Origin of the sequence: Kitasatospora sp. NPDC059795, assembly GCF_042732175.1 — a bacterium.
In the GTDB taxonomy this organism is placed as follows: domain Bacteria; phylum Actinomycetota; class Actinomycetes; order Streptomycetales; family Streptomycetaceae; genus Kitasatospora.
This window is the reverse complement of record NZ_JBHWID010000001.1, coordinates 171982-196431: the sequence shown is the minus strand read 5'-3', so window position 1 is coordinate 196431 and position 24450 is coordinate 171982. Positions and strand designations below refer to the sequence as shown.

At 72.0% G+C, this 24450-nt stretch carries 25 protein-coding genes; 7 read left to right on the top strand and 18 right to left on the bottom strand.

Annotation, left to right across the window (positions count from 1 at the left end; translation table 11 throughout):
- Positions 1 to 111: 111 nt before the first annotated feature.
- From ACFV4P_RS00945 to ACFV4P_RS00935, 3 genes are read right to left on the bottom strand one after another with little or no spacing between them, the layout of a single operon-like run.
- The gene (locus ACFV4P_RS00945) at positions 112 to 1311 is read right to left on the bottom strand and encodes an enoyl-[acyl-carrier-protein] reductase FabV (RefSeq protein ID WP_380465898.1); all 1200 of its coding nucleotides are present in this window, start codon (positions 1309 to 1311) and stop codon (positions 112 to 114) included.
- Positions 1308 to 1574: an acyl carrier protein gene (locus ACFV4P_RS00940; RefSeq protein WP_380465896.1), complete on the bottom strand. Its 267-nt coding sequence runs from the start codon at positions 1572 to 1574 to the stop codon at positions 1308 to 1310. The genes ACFV4P_RS00945 and ACFV4P_RS00940 overlap by 4 nt, the downstream gene beginning before the upstream one ends.
- Before the next feature lie 22 nt (positions 1575 to 1596).
- The gene (locus ACFV4P_RS00935) at positions 1597 to 2784 is read right to left on the bottom strand and encodes a hypothetical protein (protein ID WP_380465894.1); all 1188 of its coding nucleotides are present in this window, start codon (positions 2782 to 2784) and stop codon (positions 1597 to 1599) included.
- A gap of 88 nt (positions 2785 to 2872) precedes the next feature.
- Here ACFV4P_RS00935 and ACFV4P_RS00930 point away from each other — a divergent pair, with 88 nt between their 5' ends.
- Both ACFV4P_RS00930 and ACFV4P_RS00925 read left to right on the top strand, forming a co-directional pair.
- Entirely contained in the window at positions 2873 to 3799 is a 927-nt protein-coding gene (locus tag ACFV4P_RS00930; protein WP_380465892.1) for a tol-pal system YbgF family protein, read from the top strand.
- A gap of 33 nt (positions 3800 to 3832) precedes the next feature.
- The gene (locus tag ACFV4P_RS00925) at positions 3833 to 4738 is read left to right on the top strand and encodes a phosphotransferase family protein (RefSeq protein WP_380465890.1); all 906 of its coding nucleotides are present in this window, start codon (positions 3833 to 3835) and stop codon (positions 4736 to 4738) included.
- A 329-nt stretch (positions 4739 to 5067) separates the two neighbouring features.
- Here the strand turns inward: ACFV4P_RS00925 and ACFV4P_RS00920 are convergent, their stop codons facing one another.
- The 10 genes from ACFV4P_RS00920 to ACFV4P_RS00875 form a co-directional block, all read right to left on the bottom strand.
- On the bottom strand, positions 5068 to 5553 hold the full coding sequence (locus tag ACFV4P_RS00920; RefSeq protein WP_380465888.1) for an NUDIX domain-containing protein: 486 nt from the start codon (positions 5551 to 5553) through the stop codon (positions 5068 to 5070).
- A 33-nt stretch (positions 5554 to 5586) separates the two neighbouring features.
- The gene (locus ACFV4P_RS00915) at positions 5587 to 5709 is read right to left on the bottom strand and encodes a hypothetical protein (RefSeq protein ID WP_380465886.1); all 123 of its coding nucleotides are present in this window, start codon (positions 5707 to 5709) and stop codon (positions 5587 to 5589) included.
- Positions 5706 to 6479, bottom strand: a complete 774-nt coding sequence (locus ACFV4P_RS00910; RefSeq protein ID WP_380465885.1) for an aminoglycoside phosphotransferase family protein — start codon at positions 6477 to 6479, stop codon at positions 5706 to 5708. The genes ACFV4P_RS00915 and ACFV4P_RS00910 overlap by 4 nt, the downstream gene beginning before the upstream one ends.
- Complete coding sequence (locus tag ACFV4P_RS00905; protein ID WP_380465883.1) at positions 6476 to 7012, bottom strand: NUDIX domain-containing protein; 537 nt, start codon at positions 7010 to 7012, stop codon at positions 6476 to 6478. The genes ACFV4P_RS00910 and ACFV4P_RS00905 overlap by 4 nt, the downstream gene beginning before the upstream one ends.
- Before the next feature lie 73 nt (positions 7013 to 7085).
- Complete coding sequence (locus tag ACFV4P_RS00900) at positions 7086 to 8264, bottom strand: hypothetical protein (protein WP_380465881.1); 1179 nt, start codon at positions 8262 to 8264, stop codon at positions 7086 to 7088.
- 5 nt (positions 8265 to 8269) lie between these two features.
- Positions 8270 to 10360 carry a methyltransferase, FxLD system gene (gene fxlM, locus ACFV4P_RS00895; RefSeq protein ID WP_380465879.1) on the bottom strand — a complete coding sequence of 697 codons (2091 nt, stop codon included), beginning with the start codon at positions 10358 to 10360 and terminating at the stop codon, positions 8270 to 8272.
- A gap of 23 nt (positions 10361 to 10383) precedes the next feature.
- Entirely contained in the window at positions 10384 to 11643 is a 1260-nt protein-coding gene (locus ACFV4P_RS00890; protein WP_380465877.1) for a lanthionine synthetase C family protein, read from the bottom strand.
- Positions 11640 to 14636 carry a lantibiotic dehydratase gene (locus tag ACFV4P_RS00885; RefSeq protein WP_380465875.1) on the bottom strand — a complete coding sequence of 999 codons (2997 nt, stop codon included), beginning with the start codon at positions 14634 to 14636 and terminating at the stop codon, positions 11640 to 11642. Before ACFV4P_RS00885 ends, ACFV4P_RS00890 begins: the two co-directional genes overlap by 4 nt.
- A gap of 92 nt (positions 14637 to 14728) precedes the next feature.
- Complete coding sequence (locus tag ACFV4P_RS00880) at positions 14729 to 14896, bottom strand: FxLD family lanthipeptide (RefSeq protein ID WP_380465873.1); 168 nt, start codon at positions 14894 to 14896, stop codon at positions 14729 to 14731.
- A gap of 147 nt (positions 14897 to 15043) precedes the next feature.
- Positions 15044 to 15844: a TauD/TfdA family dioxygenase gene (locus tag ACFV4P_RS00875; RefSeq protein ID WP_380465871.1), complete on the bottom strand. Its 801-nt coding sequence runs from the start codon at positions 15842 to 15844 to the stop codon at positions 15044 to 15046.
- Positions 15845 to 16021: 177 nt separating this feature from the next.
- On the opposite strand from ACFV4P_RS00875, the gene ACFV4P_RS00870 reads away from it, so the two are divergent.
- Positions 16022 to 16453, top strand: a complete 432-nt coding sequence (locus ACFV4P_RS00870) for an NUDIX domain-containing protein (protein WP_380465869.1) — start codon at positions 16022 to 16024, stop codon at positions 16451 to 16453.
- Between the two features lie 3 nt (positions 16454 to 16456).
- Positions 16457 to 17605 (top strand): helix-turn-helix domain-containing protein, encoded by a 1149-nt coding sequence (locus tag ACFV4P_RS00865; protein WP_380465867.1) that lies wholly within the window; start codon positions 16457 to 16459, stop codon positions 17603 to 17605.
- A gap of 225 nt (positions 17606 to 17830) precedes the next feature.
- Here ACFV4P_RS00865 and ACFV4P_RS00860 read toward each other — a convergent pair whose 3' ends face one another.
- Positions 17831 to 18061, bottom strand: a complete 231-nt coding sequence (locus ACFV4P_RS00860) for a hypothetical protein (protein WP_380465865.1) — start codon at positions 18059 to 18061, stop codon at positions 17831 to 17833.
- A gap of 205 nt (positions 18062 to 18266) precedes the next feature.
- On the opposite strand from ACFV4P_RS00860, the gene ACFV4P_RS00855 reads away from it, so the two are divergent.
- On the top strand, positions 18267 to 19664 hold the full coding sequence (locus ACFV4P_RS00855) for a uracil-xanthine permease family protein (RefSeq protein WP_380465863.1): 1398 nt from the start codon (positions 18267 to 18269) through the stop codon (positions 19662 to 19664).
- A 170-nt stretch (positions 19665 to 19834) separates the two neighbouring features.
- On the opposite strand, the gene ACFV4P_RS00850 is transcribed toward ACFV4P_RS00855, so the two are convergent.
- Positions 19835 to 20485, bottom strand: coding sequence for a response regulator (locus ACFV4P_RS00850; RefSeq protein ID WP_380465861.1), 651 nt, complete (start codon positions 20483 to 20485; stop codon positions 19835 to 19837).
- Positions 20482 to 21612: a sensor histidine kinase gene (locus ACFV4P_RS00845; RefSeq protein WP_380465859.1), complete on the bottom strand. Its 1131-nt coding sequence runs from the start codon at positions 21610 to 21612 to the stop codon at positions 20482 to 20484. Before ACFV4P_RS00845 ends, ACFV4P_RS00850 begins: the two co-directional genes overlap by 4 nt.
- A 132-nt stretch (positions 21613 to 21744) precedes the next feature.
- Here ACFV4P_RS00845 and ACFV4P_RS00840 point away from each other — a divergent pair, with 132 nt between their 5' ends.
- Positions 21745 to 22404: a class I SAM-dependent methyltransferase gene (locus ACFV4P_RS00840; RefSeq protein WP_380465857.1), complete on the top strand. Its 660-nt coding sequence runs from the start codon at positions 21745 to 21747 to the stop codon at positions 22402 to 22404.
- On the opposite strand, the gene ACFV4P_RS00835 is transcribed toward ACFV4P_RS00840, so the two are convergent.
- Entirely contained in the window at positions 22401 to 22583 is a 183-nt protein-coding gene (locus ACFV4P_RS00835) for a hypothetical protein (RefSeq protein WP_380465855.1), read from the bottom strand. The genes ACFV4P_RS00840 and ACFV4P_RS00835 overlap by 4 nt on opposite strands.
- Between ACFV4P_RS00835 and ACFV4P_RS00830 the strand changes: the two genes are divergently transcribed.
- Positions 22582 to 22956 (top strand): TetR/AcrR family transcriptional regulator C-terminal domain-containing protein, encoded by a 375-nt coding sequence (locus tag ACFV4P_RS00830; protein ID WP_380465853.1) that lies wholly within the window; start codon positions 22582 to 22584, stop codon positions 22954 to 22956. The genes ACFV4P_RS00835 and ACFV4P_RS00830 overlap by 2 nt on opposite strands.
- Here the strand turns inward: ACFV4P_RS00830 and ACFV4P_RS00825 are convergent.
- Positions 22935 to 24071 (bottom strand): LLM class flavin-dependent oxidoreductase, encoded by a 1137-nt coding sequence (locus ACFV4P_RS00825; RefSeq protein WP_380465851.1) that lies wholly within the window; start codon positions 24069 to 24071, stop codon positions 22935 to 22937. The genes ACFV4P_RS00830 and ACFV4P_RS00825 overlap by 22 nt on opposite strands.
- Positions 24072 to 24450 lie beyond the last annotated feature (379 nt).

The window sequence follows — 24450 nt, the reverse complement described above, 5'->3', positions numbered from 1 at the left end:
GTCCACTGAGGGGCAGCACCCGAGGGACGACATTCGTCACCCACCGCAGGTTGGCCTGGTCAATCTGGCGTCGGTAGGACGGTTCCTCGGCCAGGCCCAGGATGTAAGCGGCTACTGTTCGAAGTCGGGCCAGGCCACTGCCGTTTCGACGTCGACGCCATAGTCCACATCGGGCACGTCCCAGCCGTACAGCGCCCGGAACTGGCTGTAGAACCACTCGGCCCCGGCCGGCTCGTCGGCCAGCGCGGCGGCCGGGTCGGCCCACAGCTTGCGCACCTGCTCCTGGACCTTCTCGTCCAACTCCCAGCTGTCGAGCCGGATGCGGCCCTGTTCGTCGAGGACGAGGGGCTTCTCGCCGGTCAGTTGGGACCACAGGTCGACGGCCTGGTCGGCGGTGCTGTGCCAGCCGTCGGCGCCGAGGACGTTGTGCAGCAGCGAGGTGTACAAGGCGATGGACGGGATGGCGGTGGACGCCTGCGTGACGGCCGCGCCGGCGACCACGGTGAACGCCCGCCCCGCACCGTCGGCGAGGACGCCGTCGGCCAGGGTGCGCGCGGTGGCCTCCAGGTGTTCCTTGGCGGCACCGATGGTGCCCTGCCGGTAGACGGGGGCGGTGATGTCGGATCCGACATACGACAGCGCGACGGTGGTGAAGCCGTCGCCGAGCAGGCCGCGCGCGGCCAGCGCCTCGACCCACAGCTGCCAGTCCTCGCCACCCATCACCTTTGCTGTGGCGCGCTGTTCGTCCTCGCTCGCCGGGGTGAGCTGGACGGTGCCGACGGTCGCCACGTCGTCCGGGAAGACGAGGGACGCGGCTTCGTAGGGCTCGCCGATCGGCTTGATGACGGAGTGGTGGACCTCGCCGGTGGCGGGGTCGGTGCGGCGGGGCGCGGCCAGGCTGTAGATCAAGTAGTCGACCGGGCCGAACCGCTCGGCGACCAGGTCGAGCGCCTGCTCCTTCGCCTCGGCGGAGAACGCGTCGGCGTTGAGGAACACGAAGTCCGCGTCGGCGTCCAACTGAGCAGTGGCCGCGGTGCGATACCAGCCGGCGGTCCCGGTGCGGCGTTCGGTCGGCGCGCCCTCGTAGGCGACGCCCACGCCGCGGATGCCGTGTCGGCGCAGGCCGGCCAGCAGGATCGACATGCCGTAGCCCGCGCTGGAGCCCAGCAGCAGCACCACCGGGGCGCGGCCTTCGAGGGTGCCCGCAGGGATCGACTCCCAGGTGCGCTTCACGACTTCGGCGCAGCCGGCCGGATGGGAGTTGACGATCAGGTAGCCGCGCTGCTTGGGGGTGATCTGCTGGAGGCTCACTCGGGGTCCGTTCCGGTGGGGTGGCCGAGGCGGGCGAGGAGGTCGCGCAGGTCGGCGACGGTGGCCAGGCGGCCGACTTCCTCGTCCGGGACGGTCACGGTCAGCTGCTGTTCCAGGTGCACGACGAGTTCGTGCAGCGCGAGGCTGTCGATGCCGAGGTCGTGCTCCAGGTGCCCGTCTTCGGGGAGCGTATCCGGGTCGGCGCCCGCCGCCCGTGCGAGCGCGCCACGGAGGATCGGCGCGGTGCTTGTGGGTGTCGTCATTGCGGTGGTGTCCCTTCGTGGGCTACCGGACGGAGGCCGGGCTCAGGCGGCGCAGCAGGTCTTTGGGCGGGATGACCGGCAGGGGCTTCGCGGGCGGCAGGCCGCGCTCGGTGTGGAAGCGGTCGGAGAGCAGGCCGCAGGAGTCACAGAACCCGCCGCAGGTGGTGTTCTCGGTGAATTCGGCGGCGACCGCGCCATGCAGGCCCTTGAGACCGCCGCCGGCGGCGATGAACTGCAAGTACTCGGAGTCGTTGGCGCGTTCGACGATCCTGCGCAACGGCGTGGTGAGGATGTTCCCGAAGCCGAGGGATTCCGGGACGTCGAAGCTGGCGCAGGCGTACCAGCGGCCGTCCTGCTTGAGCAGCGCGGACGGCAAGATGTACGTGCCGACGGTCGGCGCGAAGCAGTCGAAGCAGGCGTCCATCCACCGCTTCACCGTGGTGTGGCCGGGCCGGTCGGCCTTCTTCTGCTCGGCCAGCCGGTCGTTGTTGAGGTAGACCCGCATCGTGGAGTGGACGCGGTCGTGCGGGAAGTCGCCGTACGCCTTCTCGTAGACCTCGATCAGTTGGTAGATCCGGTGGGTGCGGTCGGCCGGGTCGGCGAGGGAGGACACGGCGACGTTCAGCTCGCGGTCGCTGTACTGGGTGACGGCGTGGCGGAGGATCCGGGCGACGTACTCCAGCGGCATGGTCTGCTCGCCGACCGACAGCATGATCAGCGGCACGATCAGCTCGTTGTCGAGGAGCCCTGCCTTCTCCAGCCGATCGAAGGTCCGCTCGCACCGGCGCGGCGCTCCCCACACCCCGTTGGTGGTCAGCTTCGAGATGTCGATGCGGCGGGCCCGCAGCGCGGAGATCAGCGGGGTGAGGGCGTGGATCGCGACGAACGGCTCGCCGCCGGTGATCGCCGCCGTCGGCAGGCCGATCGAGTCGAACTGGTCGACGATGTGGGCGCGCTGGTCGGGGGTCAGCGTGACGCCCTGCGCCAGCGGCAGCGCGCCCATCCCGCAGGACGGGCACGTGTCGTTGCACTTCGTCGTGATCTCCAGCTCGATCCGCAGCGGCCGGTACCGCAGACCGGTCAGGCCGGCGACGGCGAACCGCCGCTCGATCACCTCGAAGACGTCCGCGCGCTTCGGCGCGTACTTCCCGAGGAACGGCACCACCGGGCCACGCCCGGTGATGAACGTGTGAGCCCCCTCCTTGATCACGATGCCACCCCCGGGACGAACGGCTCGACGGCGACGAGGCGCTCGACCAACTGGACGCCCTCGCGGTATCGAGGCTTACCGGCGCGCATTGGACAGCACGCTGGCCAGTACTACTGCCAGCGCCACCCAGCTTGAGGTCCTTGACGAGCAGGTCATGGACCTCCGGCAGGTCTACGTCTTCGCGCCTCCGGCCGAGATGTTGCTCCGGCTCCTGCGCACACTCGAAGATGTCCGTCTGCTGTCCGACGAACGGCAGCCGGCAGCCGTCCAGGTTCGCCTCTCGGAGATGATCGCGGTGCTCGCCGCCCTCGTTGCCGACGCACTGATGAAGTTGGGCCGTCTCGACCAGGGCCGCATGTGGTACGGCACTGCGCGAACCGCAGCAGACGACGCCGGCGGGATCGAACTGCGTTCCCGCGTCCGGGTCCAGGCCGCGATGCTTCCGTACTACTACGGACCACTCGAACGGGCGGCGAGCCTGGCCAGGGACGCCCGGCTGCTGAACCGCGGCCGGGCAACGTCCACCGGGGCGTTCGCTGCCGCCGCCGAGGCGCGGGCCTTGGCGCGGCTGGGCGATGCCGAAGGGGCGCGTGCCGCCGTCCGGCAGGCGATCGACCTGTTCGAGCGTGCCCCGAGCAGCACTGCTGACGACGCGTGGGCGTTCCCCCGACGTCGGCTCCTGCTGTACCTATCAGGTGCTTTCACCGCCTTGGGCGAGGTGCAGGAGGCACTCCGTGTACAGCAGGAAGCCTTGGCGCTGTACCCCGACCGTACCGGCATCGACCCCGCGCTCCTCCGGCTCGAAGAAGCGATGTGCTTGGTTCACCAGCGGAACGCCTCCGAGGCGTGCGAGCTTGCCAGCAGCACCTACCTGGCGGTACCCGAGGAGCTTCGAACGGAGATCCTTGACGTACGCACCATGGAGGTGATCCGGATAATGCCTGCGCAGATCCGCGAGACCCGTGCTGCTCGACAGCTCGGTGAACTTCTCGCTCTGCCCACCGGCCGGATGTGACAGGACCGGCCTCGGCCCGTCAGCCTTACGGGCATGACGACTGTTCCGGAAACCCGGATCGGCGGATTCGCCGAGTCCGAGGCGTGCGCCGTCCTCGAAACCGCCTGCCGACACGTTGGAGTCGACGCCTCCGATGCCAAGCTGCTGCGTGGCCACACCAACGCCGTCTACCTGCTGGAATCCGCTGGAGCGGTCGTCAAGATCGCCCGAGCGGGAACCGAAGTCGACGATGTCCGCCGGACCGTGGCGCTCGTAAAGTGGCTGATGGCCATGGAGTTCCCGACCGTTGAGCTGTTGCCCGTGGAGCAGCCCGTCCTGATCGGTCGGCACGCTGTCACGTTCTGGCGGTACCTTCCCCAACTCCAGCAAGCCGTACCGGCCGCCTACCTTGCCGACCCGCTACGCACCCTCCATCAACTCCCGCTCCCTCCCTTCGAAGTCCGCCCGCTCGACACCGTCGCAGCCATCCGGCGATCCATCGCCGCTACTGCTGAGCTGCCGGCAAGTGATCTGAACTTCCTCAGCACACACGTGTCCACGCTCGAAACCGCGCTTTCCCAGGTCCGGTACGTGCTCGAACCCGGGCTTCTGCAAGGTGATCCACAGCATCGGAACGCGCTGCACCGCCACGGCGCGGCGGTGTTGTGCGACTGGGACACCGCGTGCTTCGGCCCACCCGAACTCGACCTTGTGACGGTGGAGATCCATTGCAGGAGATTCGGGTACGGCCGGTCCCACTACGAGGAATTCGCGGACAGGTACGGCTACGACGTGACCAAGTGGGACGGCTACCCGGTCCTTCGTGACCTCCGTGAGCTGCGGATGGTGACGACGAACGCGAAACGTGCCCCGGCCGGAAGCGAGACCCTTTCGGAGGTCCGGCGGAGGATTGACGGAATCCGGGAAGCGGACGCCGAGATGCGATGGAACATTCTGTAGCGGATGCCTTGCACAGGTCGCTGACTCCCTGCCTCGGCTGCCTGCCCTGGGAATAGTTGCTCCTGTGTAAGGGTCAGGCGTGCACCGCACGAGCGGAGGAACGCCACGGCCTGCTCCGCGGTGAAGGCATGACGGCCGTCGCCGAAGGGGAATTCCGCCACCGTACGCCACCCGTGCTGCCGGGTCCGGCTGGTGCGGCTGGCCCGGCTCGTGATGCCGATCTTCAAAGCGTTCAGCTCGTCGGGTTCGGCAACGTACAGTACAGCGCCGGCCCCGGTCAGCCCGCCGCCTGTTCGCCGTTGGGCGGCCGGCAGTGGCGGCCGGCCATCTCAGGCCCCGACCAGGGCGCGAAGGTCCTCCGAGGCGCCCCAGCCGTAGGTGGAGAACCCGCGCCCGTCGCCGGCGAGGTAGGCGGTGAGGGCGGCGTGCGAGGTGGGGAACATCGGGGTGGGCAGCGCGGCGGCGTCCATCCACAGGACGGCGAGGTGCTTGTCCGGCTCCGTGTTCGTCAGCTCGCCCTGCCATGAGGTCGCGGCGAAGACCGAGAGGAGGAACGGGCCCTTGCCGTCCCACCCGGCCTTGACCTGGATGGTGTGGACCAGCCGCAGGTCCTCGGGGGCGACGACCAGGCCCGACTCTTCGTGCAGCTCGCGGGCGGCGGCCTCGTCCAGGCGCTCGCCCTCCTCGACCTTGCCGCCGGGGACGGTCCAGGCGGGCACCGTGGACCAGGAATCGTTGGCGTAGTGGATGCAGGCGACCTTGCCCGCTTTCTCATCGTGGACGATGACGCACACGGCTTGGCGCAGGGACTGCACGGGGACTCCAACCGGTAGTGACGAAGGGGGTGTTCACGCGACGGGGTTCGGGTGGCGCAGCAGGTCGAGCACGGTGCGGGCGTAGCCGAGGACCTCCTCGTCCCGGTGGTGGTCCAGGGCCCGGCGCAGGGCGGCGGGCAGTCGATCGCGGCTCACGCCCGGCACGCCGAGCGCTCCTCGGCGCCGAGTTCATGCCCGTACCCGGAGGCGAACACCGCATGCAGGTCGGGTCGGTGCAGGGTGAGCTGCATCGTGACCCGCATGAGGTCGCGGCGCACCGGCTCCTCGACCTGGCTGCGCTCGAAGTCGATCACCCCGACCACCAGGCAGCCGTTGCCGTCGCCGCGCACGATCCAGTTCCGCGGGCCGAAGTCGCCATGGCAGTAGACGGGCCCGGTACGCGGAGGCTCGGTCCGAGCGGCCTCCGCCAGGGCCGCGATGTCCTCGTTGGTGAGCTGGGCGTCGCGGGCACGGGCGAGTGCCCGCTCGCGCTCCTGGGACCAGGGCAGGCGCTCGCCGACGGGGGCGCCGGTCGTCGGCTGCGCGTGGATACGGGCCGCCAGTTGCCCGGCCTGCCGGTACACCTCCCGCTCCTCGGCGGTGGTGAGGCCGGTGTGGATGGCCGGGGTGCCGGGCAGTGCGGTGGTGACGATGAGCAGCGATCGCGCGTCCTCGGCCAGCAGGGAGGGAGCCCGGCCGGCACCGAGGGCCGGTGCGAGACGCCGGTATCCGGCGGTTTCCCGCTGGTGGAAGAGCGGATTCTTGTGGCGCTTGGCGAACAGCCGGCGCCCGTCGGCACCGAGGACCTCCCAGACGACCGGGTGGCCCGCACGGGCCAGGGACCGCACGCCCACCGGCTCGTAGTGGCCCGCGGTCGCGCGCAGCAGCTGGTCGACGTCGTCCGGAAGGGCGGCGGGGGCACTCACGCGGCCCACCCGACGGTGGACAGGGTGTTGCCGCGGGTGATCTCGGCGACCGCGTGGACGGTGTAGGGCACGGTGTCGGCCGGTAGTGAGTCGAGCGGCCAGGCGCGCAGTTCCTCGCACTTGTGCGGCTCGGCGTTGTGCACGTGGCCGCCGTAGCGGGTGGGGCGGAAGAACAGCTGGAGGCGGCTTCGGCCGTCGTCCGGGTCGAGGTGGTGCAGTGTGTGGACGAGGACGAGGTCCTCCTCGTCGATGCGGATGCCCAGCTCTTCGTCGGCCTCGCGGCACATTGAGCCGGTCACCGTCTCCCCAGTCTTCATGTGCCCGGCCGGCAGGTGCCACTGTCCGGCGGCGTAGCTGGTGTTGCGCCGCCGGCCGAGCAGGATGCTGCCGTGCTCGACAAGGACGAGGTGGACGCCGACGACGAGCGTCAGCGGGTCCTCGTCGGCGGCCGGGCGCAGGGCGTGGTCGTGGGTGTTCACGCGTTCCTCCCGGCCGGGGGCCGGATCCGGGTGCTGAAGGTCGGGGCTGTTCACGAGGCTCCTTCGGGCGCGGCTGCATTCGAGCACGTGAAGTTCCCATCGACTCCCGAGCGCATCAAGTGCACTGTCAGGTGGTCGAGTTGGATGGCTTCACGTGCGGGGAGGCGACTGATGATGGTGCTGTTCGAATGCGGCGCTCAAGCGGATTTCCACCAGGCGATCCCGGGTCGAACGGGGACATTTCGATCACCTTCCCGGCGCGGTCCAGCGATTCCTCCAGTCGGTCGCGGAGGGGACCGGGCAGGGCACCGGAGTCCAGTGCGCAGGCGGCGAGCGCCCGTTCGAGCGCCTTACGCAGACCCGGTTCGAGGTGGCTGCGGGTGCCGTCGTGGGTGAGGAGGTCACGCAGTACGTAGCCGTCGCCGGATTCACCCGTTCGGCTGGTCAGGTGGGCGAGGAGGTTTCGGGCGGCGGGCGTGTCGGGGTCGGCCGCGTCGATGGCGGTCAGCGTGAGGCGGGTGGTGAAGACGGCCATCCCCTCGTCGGGTTCGAAGGCGAGGCAGTGGTCGATCGCGCGCCCGGCGGCGCGCTGGTTGCCGGAACGGCAGAGCGCGGTGAGCACGGTGGTGACGGCGTTCTCCCACGGGTCGCCCGGTTCGGTTTCCTCCAGCAGCGCGAGGGCACCGGGCAGGTCGCCGGTGGTGGCGCGGGCGAGGACGGCGACCTGGCGGCCGTCGAGGATGCGTTGGCCGATGCCGTGGTGTTCCTCGATGTGGCGCAGGGCTTCGCTCCAGTGGCCGGCGGCGGTGAGGGCGCGGGTGCCGTCGGCGATCACGACCCGCCACAGCCAGGCTCGTACCTCGGCGCGCTGCTGGTCGGTCTCGGTCAGGTCGGCCGGGACGGTGATGCCGTCGAGGTCGGCCCAGGTGGCACTGGTGACGGCGCGGTAGAGGTCGAGGAGAAGCTGGTGGCCGTGCTGGTGTCGGCCGGCGCGGATGTGGAGGCGGGCAAGGTTGACGGTCGGCTCCAGACCGCGGATGGCGCTCATCGCCGTCAGCGGTCCTCGGGGCAGGTAGAGGTGGGCATGGCGGTGGCACAGTTCGCGGGCATACTCGGGCAGGCCGATATCGGAGGCGAGGAGCGCTGCCTGGTTGAAGACGGTGGATGCCCGGCCCGGATCCGCCTGCCGGGAGGCCGTGTCGGCCAGCTCGCGGAGCCGGCCGACACGGGCATTCAAGGGCAGGCACGCGGGCCGGATCCTGGCGACCAGCGGGAAGCGCCGGGCGATCGGTCCGGTCGGGTGCACGGCGGCTACTCCCAGGTGACGGTGATCGGGTGGTTCGGGCGCTCCACGACGAAGCGGCCGGCCGCCGGGTCGGCGTCGCCGGGGGCGTCGGGGAGGGCGATGCACAGGGTCCGGTCGCGGAAGCCGATGTTCCAGACGCGGATCTGCTCGGCCACGAGGTCGGCGAGCGCGGCGCCGTCGGGGCCGTGGCCGATCACGCCGGTCTCGTAGGTCTTGCGGCCCTCGGCGGTGGGCTCGCCCGGGCGCAGGGTGAGGTAGGCGAGGGAGCCGTCCTGGACCGTGGCCATGGAGCCCCAGCCGAACATCGGGGTGACGATGCCGCGCTCGCGCGCGGAGCCGGTGACGCTCATCCGCATCAGGGAGTTGGGCAGGGTCAGGGCCAGCCACAGGTCCTGGTACTCGTACGTGGTGCCGGCGAGGATGGTCACCCCGGTCCAGGCCTCGTGGCGCCCGCTGTCGAGGACACCGAGCAGCAGCGAGGCGTCGACCGCCGCGTCCTGGTCCTTGTGGACCTGGAGGGCGACGTCGCCCTCGGCGGTGAGCTGGACGGTTCGGCGGGCGTCGTCCATGCTGCCGCGCAGCGGCATGAAGACAGCGAGCTGGTCGTCGACCGACACCCAGCCGTCCTCGCCGCGCTCGAACGCGATCACCCGGCTGGCGGTGCCGCGAAGCCGCAGCGGCAGGACGATCCGGCCGGTGGGCTTGACCCGCTCCAGCCACGGGGTGGGCATCTCGCTGGTGCTGACCGTGGCGATCAGCCGGTCGAACGGGGCCGCGGCCGGGTGGCCGAGTGCGCCGTCGCCGAGAACCGCGTCGACGTTGGTGATGCCGGCGTCGGCGAGGTGCTTGCGGGCGCCGTCGACGAGGTCCTCGTCCACGTCCACCGCCACGACGTGTCCGTCCGGGCCGACGATGCGGCCCAGGTAGGCGGCGTTGACGCCGGTGCCGGCGCCGGCCTCGAAGATGCTCTCGCCGGGGCGGGCGTCGAGCTGTTCCAGCATCAGGGCGACAATTCCCGGCTGGGAGGCGGCGCTGATCCGGGTGCCGGAGCCGTCGGCCTTGGTGTAGGTGGGGTTGTCCGCGTATGCGGCCTCCAGGGGGAAGCCGGGCAGGAAGTGCTCGCGGGGCACGGCGCGGAAGGCGTTCTCCACCGTGGCGGTGCGGATGACGCCCTGTTCGAGCAGCCGGTCGGTGAGGGCGGCGCGCAGCTCCTCGGCGGTCGGTGCGGCGGAAGCGGTGTCGCTGCTGAGCGTAGTCATGTGGGTGACCCCAGGAGTGGTGCGGATGGTGGACATCGCGGGCGCGGGACCCTCGTCGGAGTGGAAGACGGCGTCCAACGCCCTTGCGGCCATGGCGGCTTGATGGTCGACCGGCAGGCCGGCGCGGTTGGCATGGAAGAGGAGGTGGTGCGCGAGGACCGCTCGCAGTCCGCGGGTGAGGTGGCCGTCGCGGGCGAGGCGGGCGAGGTCCTGGCCGACCTGTTCGAAGGCGTGGACCCAGCCGTCGTGGTGGGCGAGCGGGGTGGTGTCGCGGGTGAGGGCCCAGGTGTCGAGGCGCATCAGGTGGCGCATCGCGGCGGTCAGGGTGGCCGCACGGTCGGGTGTCACGGGCTTCGGGGCGTCGCGGAGCATCGCAAACTGGGCCCAGACGTCGCCCTGTTCATACCAGTCGAGTCCGGCCGCGCGGAGCATGGCGGAGACGAGGACGACGACGGTCTCGGTGCGGCCGAGGGCGGGCGGGTTCGGTTCGGCGGCGCGGGCCAGCAGGTGGCGGCTGTCGGCGTGGAAGAGGCGGTGGGCGATCTCCATGGCCTCGGTGCCGCCGAACGCCTTGGTTTCGCTCTCGTAGATCACGGTGGCCCAGCCGGTGAGGAGGCCTTGCTTGGCGAGGGTGTCCAGCAGGAAGGTAACGACGGGTATGGGGGCGGCGGCCCGGTAGCGCAGTCGCAGCCCCTTCTTGCGCATGTACCACCAGCCGTCCAGTTCGCCGTTGACCTGGGCGAAGGTGAGCACGGGGGCCAGGTGGTGGGCGGCGGCCTGTTCGACGGTGGCGGGGTCGGCGAAGGTGAGGTCGTGCTGGATCCAGCCGGTGGTCATCGGATCGGTCCTCGGTCGGGTGGTCAGGAGGTGAGCAGGCAGGCGTCCCAGCGGGTCGCGGGGGTGGCGCCGGTGGCGGGGGCGAGCAGGGCCAGGGCGGTGCCGGCGGCGCCTTCCAGGAAGGCCGGGCCCGCGGTTGCCACGAGGTGGTGGGCCTGTTCGTCGGGGTCGGCGTGCGGCGGGTGGGTGGTGTCCAGGAGCAGGGTGGCGGCCGAGCGCAGCCGGCCGGCGTTGCGCAGGGAGGCGTCGGCGGCGGCGCGGTGGGCGATGTGGGCGAGCCCGGCGTAGCCGTGGCAGACGGACATATCGGTGGTCGCGGTAAGCGCCTTCGGGTCCACCAGGGCGGTGGCCAGGGTGTTTTCGGCGTCGTGGCGTAGGTGCGGGTCGTCGAGGGCGAGGGCGGCGAACTGCTGGGCGCGGGCGATGCCGGCGGTGCCGTAGCACCAGCTCGGCCGCTGCCGGGGAAGCGGTCTACGGTCCGGGCCGGTCAGGTGTGCGGGGGTGATCCAGTACAGCCAGGCGTGGCTGTCGCGCCAGCGCTCCAGCCAGGCCAGGACGGTGCGGATCGCCTCACGCTGGCCGTCGACTTCGATGCCGCGTCGCAGTGCGAGGGCGAGGAGTGCGAGCGGTCCGGCGATGCCGTGGGCGAGTCCGTTGTTGGCGTGCCCGCCGGGGAACCGTTCGTCCATCTCGTTGGATGGACCGGCGAGGGTCCACCAGCCCGGCAGGACCTTCCCCTGCCGCGTGACGTTCTCGGTCAGCCGGACCAGACAGGTCAGGACCCGCCGGATCGCCTCGCCGTCTCGGGATCGGCGCAGCAGGATTGAGCCGATGCCGGCCAGCCCCCGGATCGTGTCGAACTCGGCGAGCCGTGGCAGGTTGCCGCGCTCGGTCCGGTTCTCGGCCTGCTCGCAGCGGCGCACCGCGTCGGCGGCCACGGTCTGGTCGAGGTGGTCGAGGGCGCGCTGGTAGGAGCCGGGGCGGGCCTGGGCGGCGCAGGTGAGGGCGTGGGCGAGCGCCGGGGCGCCGTAGTAGAGGTAGCTGTCCGTCCCGCTGGTGACCGGTGCGCCGGCGGCGACCGTCAGCCATGCACGTACCGGCTCCCACGGGCCGAGGCCCATGGCGGCGCGCTCGATGTGCAGCAGGGCGATGCCCGGGGCGCCGTGGGCGAGGGACTGGCGCCACTGTGGGCGCGACGACCAGGCTGCGGGGGCAGCTGCCGGGTCGGTGAGGAGCTCGGCGATCCGCTCGGACAGCCGAAGGGCCGGGTGCAGGCTGGTCATCGGTCACCGTCCCGGGCCAGACACGCGAGGGCCGCGGCGCGGGCCAGGTACAGGACCTGGGCCTCGTCGTCGAAGTCGATGCGGTGCGCGCGTACGTACGAGCTGTGAAGCAGTGAGCCGAGGACGTCGTCTGCGTCCACCCCGGTGGTGTGGGGGCCGGGGAAGAAGCGGCGGTAGGCGTCGAGGGCCTCATGGCGCTCCGCCCAGGCGTCGATGACGGCGGCGCCGCCGGGTTCGTCGCGCAGTGCGGCCCAGCGGTCGGTGGGGTCTGCGAGGCGGACCGCCTCGGCGAACACCGGCCGGGCGACGGGCGTCGGGGGCTTGGCTGGGACGTTGGCGACCAGCCAGCGCAGCCCCGCGCTGGCCGAGCCGGTGAAGCCGGCCACGATGGCGACCGCCTGCGCGGCGAGCAGCGCGTGCCAGCGGGGGCGGACGGGCTGGGACAACTGGGCGAGCACAGCGGTGGAGTCGGAGCGGAAGACCTGCTCGGCGGCGGCCCAGGCCGGGCCCTTGCCCCACCGGCCGGTCTCCGCGTAGGAGGTCGGGTACACGACCTCGGACAGCAGCCCGGCCTGGTGGAGTTCGGCGGTCCAGGCGCTGATCACGGCGGCGGTGGGGCCGAAGGCGTCCGGGTCGGGCAGGGCGATGCGGATCCGCAGGTGCTGGCGTGGGTCGCGGAAGCGGACGAACCACCACTTCGGCCGGCCGAGGCGCTGCAGGAGGTCGGGCAGGTGGTGGGCGAGAACGGTGTCCTGGCGTTCCAGGTCGCCGTAGAGGGAGGCGAGGAGTACCTGGGAGGTGCCGGGGGCGTCGCCGTGGCCGCGTCGCAGGATTCGGGCCGGGGTGGGCTTGGGCAGGCGTGGCCAGGCCGGGGCCCGGGTGGCCGTGACTGGGATGGCGACCTCGTGGGCTCGGCCGTCGGCCCAGCCCAGGTCGGCCGGGTCGGGGCGCTCGACGAGGACGGCGTGCGGGGCGGAGCGCAGGTGCTCGCGCAGCAGGACGCGGTGACCGGGACGGTCGAGGTCCAGGGGCAGGCCCTGGCTGTCGGCGGCCAGCGTGACGTGCCGGGTGACGCGGCGCCGCACCAGCCACGCCGAGAGCATCTCGTCCCACTTCGCGAAGTCGCTGGCGCGGGGAGGGAGTTCGTCGGCGGTCAGCCGCCAGGAGGCCGCGGAGATGATGACGCGGCCGTGCCGTAGCCGGGGCCGGAACGGCAGCGCGCCGAGGCTCCCCCAGGAGAAGTGGGTGACCTGGGCGGCGTGGGCGCGGGACAGCTCGGTGATCAGCCGGGCCAGCGGCGGGGTGTGGGTGCGCAGGTTCAGGGCGTGGGTCGCGGAGGCCTCGATCCGTGCCCCGAGCACCGGAGCGGCCAGATACATCCGCCGCCCGTCGCAGCCCACCGCCAGGTCCTCGGGACCGAGGACGCCGTCGGCCGCCCGGCGGTGTTCGGCGAGGCTGATCACCAGCTGGCCGGTCTCCATACTGCGGGCGACGTGCCCGGTGGCCGCGTCCAGCGGCGGATACGAAAGCTGCGCGGTGAGGGCGTGTTCGTCCATGGTCGGCAGGTTCGTCAGCAGGTCGGTGAACGCTGCCCGGTGTGCGGGTTCGAGGAGGTGGAGGAAGCGGCCGACCGAGACGCCGGCGGCGCGGGACGCGGAGACGACCTCCAGGCGGAAGGCGCCTCGGTCGAGGGCCTGCTGGGTGGGGGCGTGGATGCGGGCGAGGATTTCCAGGTGCGGGGGCCAGCGCGGTTCGTCGGGGCTGAGATCGAGCGAGCGGAGAACGGCGTCGTCGAGCAGGACTTCGCGCTCACCGTCGAGCGCGGCTTGCTGGGCGAGGGCGGCGAGACGTTCGTCGCGTTCGTCGAAGCGCGGTCGGTCGGCTGCCGGGGCGCCCGGGTAGCCGTCGGGCCAGCCGATCCCGCTGTCCGCCACCATGTCGAGCAGCGGCACCAGCGCGCCGCGGCCGTAGCGCTCGTAGAAGCGTTGATGGTAGGCCCGCCAGGCGGCGGTCCCCTTGCGAGCCGGGCTGAGACGGGTCAGGAGGTGGGCGGCGCGGGCGGCCTCGTCGGCGACGGTCTGGGGGAGGACGATGTCGGCGTCCAGCCGCAGGTCGACGGCCGACCCCGCAGAGTCGGTGCCCGTGGTGAGCAGGTTGTCCAGGACCGCGGTGACGCCCGGCAGTTCGGCGGCGGCCGTGGCGTCCAGGGCGGTGCGCAGGTGGGTGACAGGATCGGGGTCGGTGGCCGGCGCGTGCAGGTTGGTGATCAGGGCGCGGTGGGCGACGAGCTCGGCCAGGACCGCGGTGACCTGCTCGCCGGACGCGGCAGGAAACTCGGTGCGGACCTTGTCGGCGAGGTCGCGGAAGCGGACCGGGTGGCGGGCGGCCTCCAGGGCGATTACGACGGGGTGGGTGCGGCGCAGGGTCGTTTCGGCGGCTGCGGTGCCGAGACCTGGCCGGACGAGTGGGCGGTGCGGAACGACGAGGCGCTCGCCACGTATCTGGACGGTGTTGTTCGCGACCACGTCCAGCAAGTCCAGTAGGCCGGGGAGATGCTCCAGCTGTGCGGTCGCCTCGGTGAGTCGGTCCGCCGGGACCGTGCGTGCCACGCGGTGTCCGCAGCCCCATCGCAGAGTGGATGTCGAGGCGAAGGAGGCACCTTGCACGCCGGCGAAGTAGCCGTACGGGGTGGGGCGGCCGGCCGCGCGCAGCACGTAGCGGGCGGTGGAGAGTGCGGCGCGCCGCACCTCGCGGGGTGCGGCGCCGGCGGCGGTGGTGAGCTGCCGGACCTGCTGCGCGAGGACAGGGCTGGCCTGTTCGAGGGCCACGGCGAGAAGCTCGTCCGCCCATGCCTCGCGCAGCCACTGCATCTGACGGGCGGGCAGGCCTGCCTCGTCGAGGTCCGGCCAGGCGGGCACCGCGGGGGCGGGGTTCGCGACGGCGCGCACGAGGGCCACGTCGGCGGCGCGGTACGGGGAAGCGGCTGGGCGCATGGCTGGCGGACCTCGGGTAAGGGCGGGGGCGGAAGGGGACAGGGTGGAGGCCGGTGCCGCAGGAGGCTTTCCTGCGGCACCGGCCGGGTGTGTCAGTGCAGGCCGGTGGTGCAGGCGCCGCAGGTGCTGCCGCAGCCGTCGTCGGTCAGGACCTGCAGGCTGGCCGCGTCGGTGGTCTCGACGGTGTGGACGTCGAGGTCGAACTCGTCGCCGATGGCGGCCGTGGCGGCCTTGGTCTCGGCCGTGATCGTCTGGGCCATGAGTTCCTCCTGTGGGTTCTCCCTGTGAGGGACCTGGCGTCGGGGCGCGGGATGCGCCGCGTATCACCAGGAGTCGGTGGGTCCGGGGCCGATCGCAGGGCCGATCGGTGGGCTTGTGGGCGGGCAGCCGCCCGGCCGTTGTCGCCGTCAGCCGCGACCCGCCGGTGCGGGGGCGGGCCAGGGGGCCGGGAATCCTGGGTCCAGGCCGAGCGAGCGGTGAGCCTGCCCGAGTGCCCGGAGCAGGAGCCGTTCCCCGGTGAAGCCGGTACGGCCGTGCAGGAGACGGTGGTTGTCCAGCACGAGGCCTTGTCCGCAGGCCAGGCGCATGCGGACGGTGTGGTGCTCGACGGCGCGGTGCAGGGTGGGCAGGTGAGCTTCGGCCTCCGGTGAGAACCGGGCCAGCTCGTCCTGGCGCAGCCGCAAGCGCCATCGGCCCTCGGGCAGCTGTTCCAGGACGGCGGCGAAGTGTCCGTTCGATCCGCCGAAGTACGCGGCTCGCGGCGCCGAGAGGGCCTCCAGAGCCGCCGGGTGGAATGTGGCCAGTTCGGCGAGTACGGCGCGGCCGTCCACCACCTGGCTCTCGCCGCCCTCCTCGGCCGCCCGCGCGCAGGCCAGCAGCATCAGCCGCGGGGGTCCCGGCAGTTGGGCGCACTCGGTGTGCAGCGCGAGGTCGCCGCGTCCGAGGCCGGCGAATCCCACCCGGCCCGCGTGGCGGCCGGTGTCGCGGATGACGGTCAACCCGTCCGGATCGGCGTCGCGATGGTGCCACAGCGCGGACATCAACAAGGCGGCCGTGTCGAGCACATCGCTGCGACCGCCGAGGCGGCCGAGCCGCACCAGGCCGTGCTCGCGCAGCACGGACGCGGCCCGCTCCAACTCGCCGGTGATCAGGGCGCCGAGGGTGAACTCTTCGTCCGCGGTGGGCAGCGCGGTGCGGGAAGACGGCATGGAGGATCCCCCTTGTGAGAACGGGCGGATGGGAGAGGACACACTGTGGCGGGTGCACCCGCCACGAGTGAAGTGACAGATTGTCAAAGCCCGATCGCTGCACCGTGCGAGCGCTCGGCGGCAGTCGGCTGCTACGTTCGACGGGCCCGTGCCCCTCCGTGCGCCGTGGAAGTAGAAATGACCGGACCCTCTGAACTGCCCTATGTCCCGCCGACTTTCCCGATCTCGATCAAGGGCGTCGTCCTCGACCCACAGCAGCGGGTGCTGCTGCTGAAGAACGAACGCCAGGAGTGGGAGCTGCCCGGCGGAAAGCTGGAAGGCCTGGAGACCCCCGAACAGCGGGTCGAGACCGAGATCCGCGAGGAGAGCGGCTGGACGGCCACAGCCGGCCCCCTGCTGGACGTGTGGATGTACGAGCCCATCCCCGGCCGTAAGGTCTTCATCGTCGCCTACGGCTGCACAGCCACCGACGCCCACCGGCCACCGGTCGTCAGCCACGAGCACAAGGAAGCCGCGCTCTTCCATCGCGACGAGGTGCACGACCTGGTCATGCCCCAGGGCTACAAGGACTCCATCGCCCGCTGGTACGAGCTCCAGGACCGGGCCTGACCGGTGGCACGCCGAGACCCGCACGGCGGGATCCGCTGGCACTGGACCACCCCACGCGCCCAGGACATTCTGCGTCGCCGCAGCCTGCCCGAGATCCTCGCCTTCCACCGGCAGTTGAACGGGCTCCCGCAGGAGGAACTCGGCACCCTCCTCGGCTACTCCACCAGCTACATCTCCCGAGTGGAGACCGGAAACCGCTCCATCACCGATATCGGCGCGCTGCGGCACATCGCTCAGTGCCTCGGCCTGCCACCCCACGTCTTCGGCATCACCGACGACGCCGACGGAGACCACCACGCCATGATCCAGTTCGGTGAGAGCGTCCTGCGCCTGGCCGAGATCGCCCGCCAAGCCGGACAGGCCGCCGCCGCTGTCGACGAACTCTGGCCCCTCGTCGCCCGCCTCGAAGCCCGCGCCGCAGACGGACACACCGACAGCGACGTCCTGCGGCTGCTCGCCCGCGCCCGCGTCGGCCTCGGCGTCGCCCTCGGCCACGTTCTACCCGAAGAACGTCTCGCCACCGCAGCCCGCTGGACCGGCAAAGGCCTCGCCATCGCCCGCCGACTCGACGATCCGACCCTGCAGGCCCACGCCCTGCGCCACCACGGCAACGAGCTGCGCAAAGCCGGCCTGCACCACGCCGCCCTGGAACGCCTCGGCCGCGCCCGCGACCTCTCCCGCACCCCCGACGACCGTGCCGCAGCCGTCATCCTGCTCGCCCGCGCCGCTGGAACCGCCGGCGCAACGACCGTGTTCGACGACGCAGTCGCCGAGAGCCGACGCCTCCTCGACACCGCCAACGCCACCCCGCTGTTCTCCGAATTCACCCTCCACGAAGTGCAACTGCGCGGCCTCGCCGCGACCGGCCGGGTGCCGCGTGCCGTCGACCTCCTCGAACGCGCACCCACCCCAGGGCTGCAGACCAGCCCGCAGTGGCGCATCATCTCCGCAATCACCGCAGGCCAAGTCCTGCTGCGCCGCGGCGACCGGGACGCCGCCGGCGAACAGATGCGCGCGGCCCTGCACGGCGCCGAACTTCACCGCCTGCCGCATCAGGTCCAGCGGGTCATCCGCGCCAGCGACAGTCTTCCCAACATCCGTGAGCAGGCGCAGGGCGCTCTTGATCGGCTCCGGGCGGACATAGCGGCCTGACGCAGTGCGCCCGTGACGGGGGTTCCCCTGGAGAGAGTGGAGGTAGCCCGGCGGTGCCGGGCTACCAGTTGAGGCGGGGTGCTGGCGTTCCCACACCAGCCACACGATGGAGACGGTGCCACGGGTTCGGAAGCTCCCGAATAGCTCGGACCGCATCGAGCCAATCTTGTCTGTTGCCTACGAGGCGAGTTGGCTGGCTGGGCATCCTATGAACTCGTAACACGATCATGAGGGCAGGTTGTTGAGGCGTCGCCAGCAGATGAATGCGCAGGCAAGCGACACGAAGGCGTTGTGGAGGTCGAGGCGTCCTTCCCACCGGACGGCGAGGCGCTTGAACTGGTGGAGTTGGACGAAGGCCTGCTCGACAACGTAGCGGAGCTTGTCGAGGCCGATGATGTCGCGTTCTCCCCTGCGCCGTGCTGGCCGGCAGCGTGTACCGCGCGGTTCGGTCGACACGGTCGTATTCCTCGTCGATGCCGACCCCACTCCTCACTGCCGCCTTCAGCGACGGTGGGTAACCGGGGACGGTGGGTTCTGCGATACCGCCGGTCGGGTGATCCCCCGAGGTCAGGGTGGTGGGAGCGATAGGAGATCATGTCGCGACCGGTTGCATGGTCGCCCACCAGGGTTTCGCACGGTACAGCAGAGACGAGGCAAGGACATGAAGGTCGCGTTCGGGTGGAAGCTGCACGGGGACGGCCGCGCCCCGCAGCCCGGGGCGGTGGTGAAGCCGGACGAGCGACTGTCGTGGGGGCGCACGATCGGGCTGGGCGCGCAGCATGTCGTGGCTATGTTCGGGGCTACTTTCGTGGCCCCGATCCTTATGGGACTGGACCCGAACCTGGCGGTGATGGTCTCCGGTGTCGCGACGATCTTCTTCCTGCTGGTGACCAGCGGCCGGATCCCGTCCTACCTGGGCTCCAGCCTGTCGTTCGTCGGTGTGGCGGCCGTGATCAAGGCGCAGGGCGGGGACGCGGCGACGCTGACCGGTTCGCTGCTGGTGGTCGGTGCGGTGCTGGCGGCGTGCGGTGCGGTGGTGCAGGGCTTCGGCTCGAAGGTGATCCACGCGGTGCTGCCGCCGATCGTCACCGGCGCGGTGGTCATGCTGATCGGTTTCAACCTGGCGCCGGTCGCGGCCGGCACGTACTGGCCGCAGGACCAGTGGGTGGCGCTGCTGACGATGTTCTTCACGGGGCTGGCCCTGGTGGTGCTGCGCGGGTTCTGGTCGCGGATCGCGATCTTCCTGGGTCTGGTCTTCGGCTACGTGGTGTCGTTCCTGTTCGACCGGGTCTTCGGCCAGATCCACTCGCCGGTGGGCGGCGGCGCGGCCGTCGACCACTGGCGGCTGGACTTCTCGGGTGTCGGCAAGGCGGACTGGATCGGCCTGCCGTCGCTGCACGCCCCGAGCTTCTCGCTGTCCGCGATCCTGGTGGCGCTGCCCGTGGTGGTCGCGCTGATCGCCGAGAACGCCGGTCACGTGAAGGCGGTCTCCGAGATGACCGGTGACAGGCTGGACGACAAGATGGGCACCGCGATCATGGCGGACGGTGCGGCGACCGTGCTGTCCACGGCGGTCGGCGGCCCGGCGACCACCACGTACGCGGAGAACATCGGCGTCATGGCGGCGACCCGCGTCTACTCGACGGCGGCGTACTGGTGCGCGGCCGGCTTCGCGATCCTGTTCGGCCTCTGCCCGAAGTTCGGCGCGGTGATCGCGGCCATCCCGGGCGGTGTGCTCGGCGGCATCACGGTGGTGCTGTACGGCATGATCGGCCTGCTCGGCGCGCAGATCTGGATCCACAACAAGGTGGACCTGACCAACCCGCTGAACCTCGTCCCGGTCGCGGCGGGCGTCATCGTCGGCATCGGCAACGTCAACCTGAAGATCACCGACAACTTCGAGCTCGGCGGCATCGCCCTGGGCACCCTGATCGTCCTGACCGGCTACCACGCCCTGCGGGCGATGGCCCCGGAGCACCTCAAGCACCCCGGCCCGGCCAACGGCCCGCTGCTCGACGAGGGCACCAGCACCTACGACGACAGCAGGCCCGAGAGCTGAGCCGACGCCCGCCCGTCGAACCCCACCCGTTGAACCCTGCCCGTCGAACCCTGCCCGTCGAACCCTGCCGGACGCAGCGTGCTGGAGCACCTGCGGTCGGCGGCGTTCGACAAAAAACGCGGCCGAACTCCGCGCCGCCCAGGTAATGGGTGCCCGGGCTCCGGGCGCGGTCAGCCCGCCAGGCCCGAGTCCCTCGCCAGCAGGGCGGCCTGGACCCGATTGCTGACGCCGAGCGCCGTCAGAATCCGGCTGACGTGCGCCTTCACGGTGCTCTCCCGCATCGCCAGCCGCTGCGCGATGTCGGCGTTGGCCCGCCCCTCCGCGAGCAGCGCCAGCACTTCGCGTTCGCGCGGGGTCAGCCGCTCCCACCGCGCCCGGGCGGCGCTCGCCGCCGTGCGGCCGGTGGCGTGGTACCGGTCGATGACGCGGCGCGCGGCGGCCGGGTGCAGCATCGCCGAGCCGGCCGCGACCAGGTGGACGGCCCGCAGGATCTCCGCCGGATCGGTGTCCTTGAGCAGAAACCCGTCCGCACCGGCCGCGAGCGCGTCGTAGACGTACCGGTCGAGGTCGAAGGTCGTCAGCGTGATCACCCGCGGCGGCTCCGGCAGCGCGCGCAGCCGGGCGGTGGCGGTGATCCCGTCCATCCGCGGCATCCGGACGTCGACCAACGCGACGTCGATGCGGAAAGCGCTTGCCCGCTCGATCGCCTGAATTCCGTCCGCGGCCTGCGCCACCACCTCGATCCCGGGATCCCCGTCGAGCAGGTCCGTCAGCCCGAGACGCACCAACGCGTCGTCGTCGACCACCAGCGTGCGAATCATGCGCGACCGTCCTTCGGAGCCGGGTGCGGAAGCCTGGCCGCGAGCCGCCAGGAGCCGGTGCCGGCCGGGCCGGCGTCGAGGTGGCCGCCGAGGGCGGTCACGCGTTCGCGGAGGCCGACCAGGCCGTAGCCGGAGTCGACGGCGACGGTCGCGGCGGTGCCCGCGCCGTTGGTGACTTCCACCAGGGTGGCGGGCGGCCGGTAGTCGACCCGGACGTCCACCGGGGAACCGTCCGCGTGCTTGCGGGCGTTGGTCAGCGCCTCCTGGACGATCCGGTACGCCGCCAGCCGGTGCGTGGTCGGCGCGTCCGCCGCCCGCCCGGTGACGGTCAGCGCGACCTGCTGCCCGGCGTCCCGGGCGTCCGCCACCAGCGCGGCGACCTCGCGAACGGCCGGCGCGTCGGCGGGCGCCGCCTGCGGATCGTGGAGCGCGCCGAGCACCTCGCGCAGGTCGGTGAGCGCCTCGACCGAGGTGGCCCGAAGAATGGCCAGCCGATCGGCGACCGGGCCGGGCAGCGTCGCGCCCCGGGTGGCGAGGACTCCGGTGTGCAGCGCGATCAGGCTGAGCCGGTGGGCGAGGACGTCGTGCATCTCGGCGGCGATCCGGGACCTCTCGGCGGCCCGCGCCGCGTCCTCGCGCAGCCGGGTCTCCACCCGCAGTTGCTCGACCTGCCCGGCCAGGGTCTGCACCAGCCGCCGTCGGTTGCCCTGCCACAGGCCCAGCACCAGCCCGAACAGCAGCACCGTCAGCGTGGACAGCCACCGCTGCCCGACCCACACCGACGCGGCCCGCACCCCCGCCAGGTTCCCCACCAGCGCGAGCCCCGCGCACAGCAGCGCGAACCGGGTGCGGCGGGCGACCGCCAGGTCGAACATCACCACGCCCAGCAGCAGATCCACCAGCCAGCCCCAGCACGCCGTGACCCCCACCGCCAGCAACGGCGCGACCGACAACCGCAGTTGAGGCACCGTCAACGACATCGCACACAGCACCGCCGCCACCGTGACCGCCAACTGCTCCCGCCCGTCCCACAGTTGCCCGCTGTTGCGGTGGATCGCCGAGACCAGGAACGCCAGTACCAGCGCCCGCCCCAAGGTCGCCCACACCGGGCTCCGCCACCACGTCACGCCGTCCATGCTAGGCGGCCTTCCCGGCCCACGAAATCGACGAACGGCCGTACCCACCCCCGACTTTGGTAGGTGCACACGGCCGCCGGACGACGGATCCACGGGGCTCGCGCGCTTCCTAGCGTCGAAGCCATGACCGAGCAGACCACTCCCCCGCCGCGGCCCCGGGCCGACGGTTGGACGTTCCTCCGCGAAGCCGTCCGCGACCTGCGCACCACCGGCGCGGTCGCCCCCAGCAGCCGGGCCCTCGCCCAGGCACTGACCGCCCCGGTGCGGGCCCGCGCCCCGCACCCGATCGACGTCCTGGAGGCCGGCGCGGGCACCGGCGCCGTCACCCGCGTCCTGCTGCCCCAACTGCCGCGCGGCGCAAGGCTGGACGTGGTGGAGGCCAATCCGCGCTTCGCCGCCGGGCTGCGCGACCTGGTGGCCGCGCAGCACTGCGAGGACCGCGTGACGGTGCACCGGGCGTACGTGGAGGAGCTGGCCACCGACCGCCGCTACGACGTGATCGTCTCCGGCCTGCCGCTGACCAACTTCACGCCCGCCCAGGTCGACCGCATCATGGCCCGCTACCTCGAACTGCTGCACCCGGGCGGCACGTTGACCTGGTTCTCTTACCTGGGCACCCGCCGTGCCCGGGCCCTGTTCGCCACCCGCGCGGAACTGCACCGCCACGCGGCAGCCGAACGCGCCCTCGCCACCCACCTCCGCGCCGGCCGCACCGCCTCCCGCACGGTCTGGGCGAACCTCCCCCCGGCCCGCGCCTGGCAGCTCCACCCCACGGCCGGCTAGGCCGCCAGCAGCGGACCGAGTTCGGCGGCCCACTCCGGGTGGAGCGAGACCTTCTCGTCGTGCAGGGCGAGGATCTCCCGGCCGAGCGTGGGAGTCATGTCGTCGGACAGATCCGGGCCGATGGCGATCCTGGCCAGGTGCGGCATGATCAGGTCGGCGATTCCGCGCGCAGTGGGCATGGGTGAATCCGTCGGCGCGGTCCAGGTTCGCGCCGGACTCGGGGTCGCGATTCGCCGGCTCTCGCGCGCCTACCATGACGAAGAAGCGGGCGCAGTACGGCAGTTGGCCGGCGCCGAGGCGGGACGGTTCCCCGATCTGGCGGCGAGCGTGCGCGAGCGCACGATCCTGCGCATCCGGTCCGCACTCGCCGACCGTCTGGCCCGCCTGGCGCTCGCCGGCCGCCTGCGCCCATGCGACCCGGAGCTCGCCGCCGAGCACCTCCTCGCCCTGCTCACCGGCCCACTGGAGTACCGGCCCGACGCCGACCCGGCCGCGATCGCGGACGCGGCCGTCGAGGTCTTCCTCCGCGCCTACGGTTCGGACCGCGCCTGAAGGATCACAGCTGCTGCCAGGGCGTTGACCCGGGGCACGACCTCCTCGCCGACCCGGTACGCCTCCTCCAGGTGCGGGTAGCCGGACAGGACGAACTCGTCGATGCCCAGCGCGTGGTACTCGGCGAGCCGGGCGGCGACCTCGTCGTGCGAGCCGACCAGTGCGGTGCCCGCGCCCTCCCGGACCAGCCCGATCCCGGCCCACAGGTTGGGTGCGACCACCAACTCCCGTCCGGTGCCGGTGCCGTGGCCGTGCAGGGCGGCCATCCGGGCCTGGCCGGTGGAGTCCATGGCGGCGAACCGGGCCTGACTGGCCCGCACCGCCGCCGGGTCGATCCCGGCGAGAATCCGGTCGGCCTCCGCCCAGGCCTGCTCCGCGGTGTCCCGGCTGATCACGTGCAGCCGCAGCCCGTACCGCAGGGTGCGGCCCTGTGCGGCGGCCAGGGCGCGCAGCCGTCCGATCCGTTCGCCGATCGCCAATGGCGGTTCGCCCCAAAGGAGTTGGACGTCGGCCTGCCGCGCGGCGACCTGTTCGGCGGCCGGCGACGCGCCGCCGAAGTACAGCGGGACGGGGTGCTCGACCGCCGGATCGACCAGCTGCGCGCCCTCCACCCGCAGGTGCTCGCCCCGGTGGTCGACCCGTCCGCCGTCGAGCAACTCCCGCAGCACAGCCATCAGTTCGTCGGTCCGGGCGTAGCGCTCGTCGTGCGCGAGGTGGTCGCCGTAGGCGCGCTGCTCGACGGGGTCGCCGCCGGTGACCACGTTCAGCCGGATCCGTCCGTCGGCGAACCGCCGGAACGCGTCGGCCTGTTGGGCGATCAGGGTGGGGCTGGCCAGGCCGGCCCGGAACGCGATCAGGAACCCGATCCGGCTGGTGTGCCGGGTGAGCGCGGAGGCCAGGATCCACGGGTCGACGCAGCCCAGTCCGACGGGGGCGAGCAGCGAGACGAACCCGGCCTGCTCGGCGGCCTGCGCGACCTGCGCGAGGTAGCCGACGTCGGCGGGCCGCCGGGTCGCGGCGCCGGTGCGGCCCTGTACGGCGGTGACGCCGCCGGGGTCGCGGCCGTCCCCGCCGGTGGGCAGGAACCAGTGGAACACGGGGGCACGGTCGGACAACGGATCGATCCTCTTCTGGTGCCGAAGGAGACGGAGCGCAGCGCCGTGGAACGTCACACGGCGGGCGGGGAGAAACGGAGAAACGAGGAAACGGGGAAACGGGGAAGCGGGCGAAGCGGGAGAGCGGGGGCTCAGGAGCGGCGACAGGCAGCGGAGCACACCCGGAGGAGGTCGATGTGACCCCGGGTGGTCAGGAGGATTCGCTGCGGCACGCCGGGAAGCTACCACGTTTCCGCAGGACACGGCGGACCTGTCCGGCCAGACCCCTTGACCCCGGCCGGTACGCCGCTATCGTCTCCCTCGGCATCCGGTCTAGACCTATGACCGCCTCCCGGCACGCCCCACCGCCCGCCGGGAGGGACCGCCCTGACCCCACATC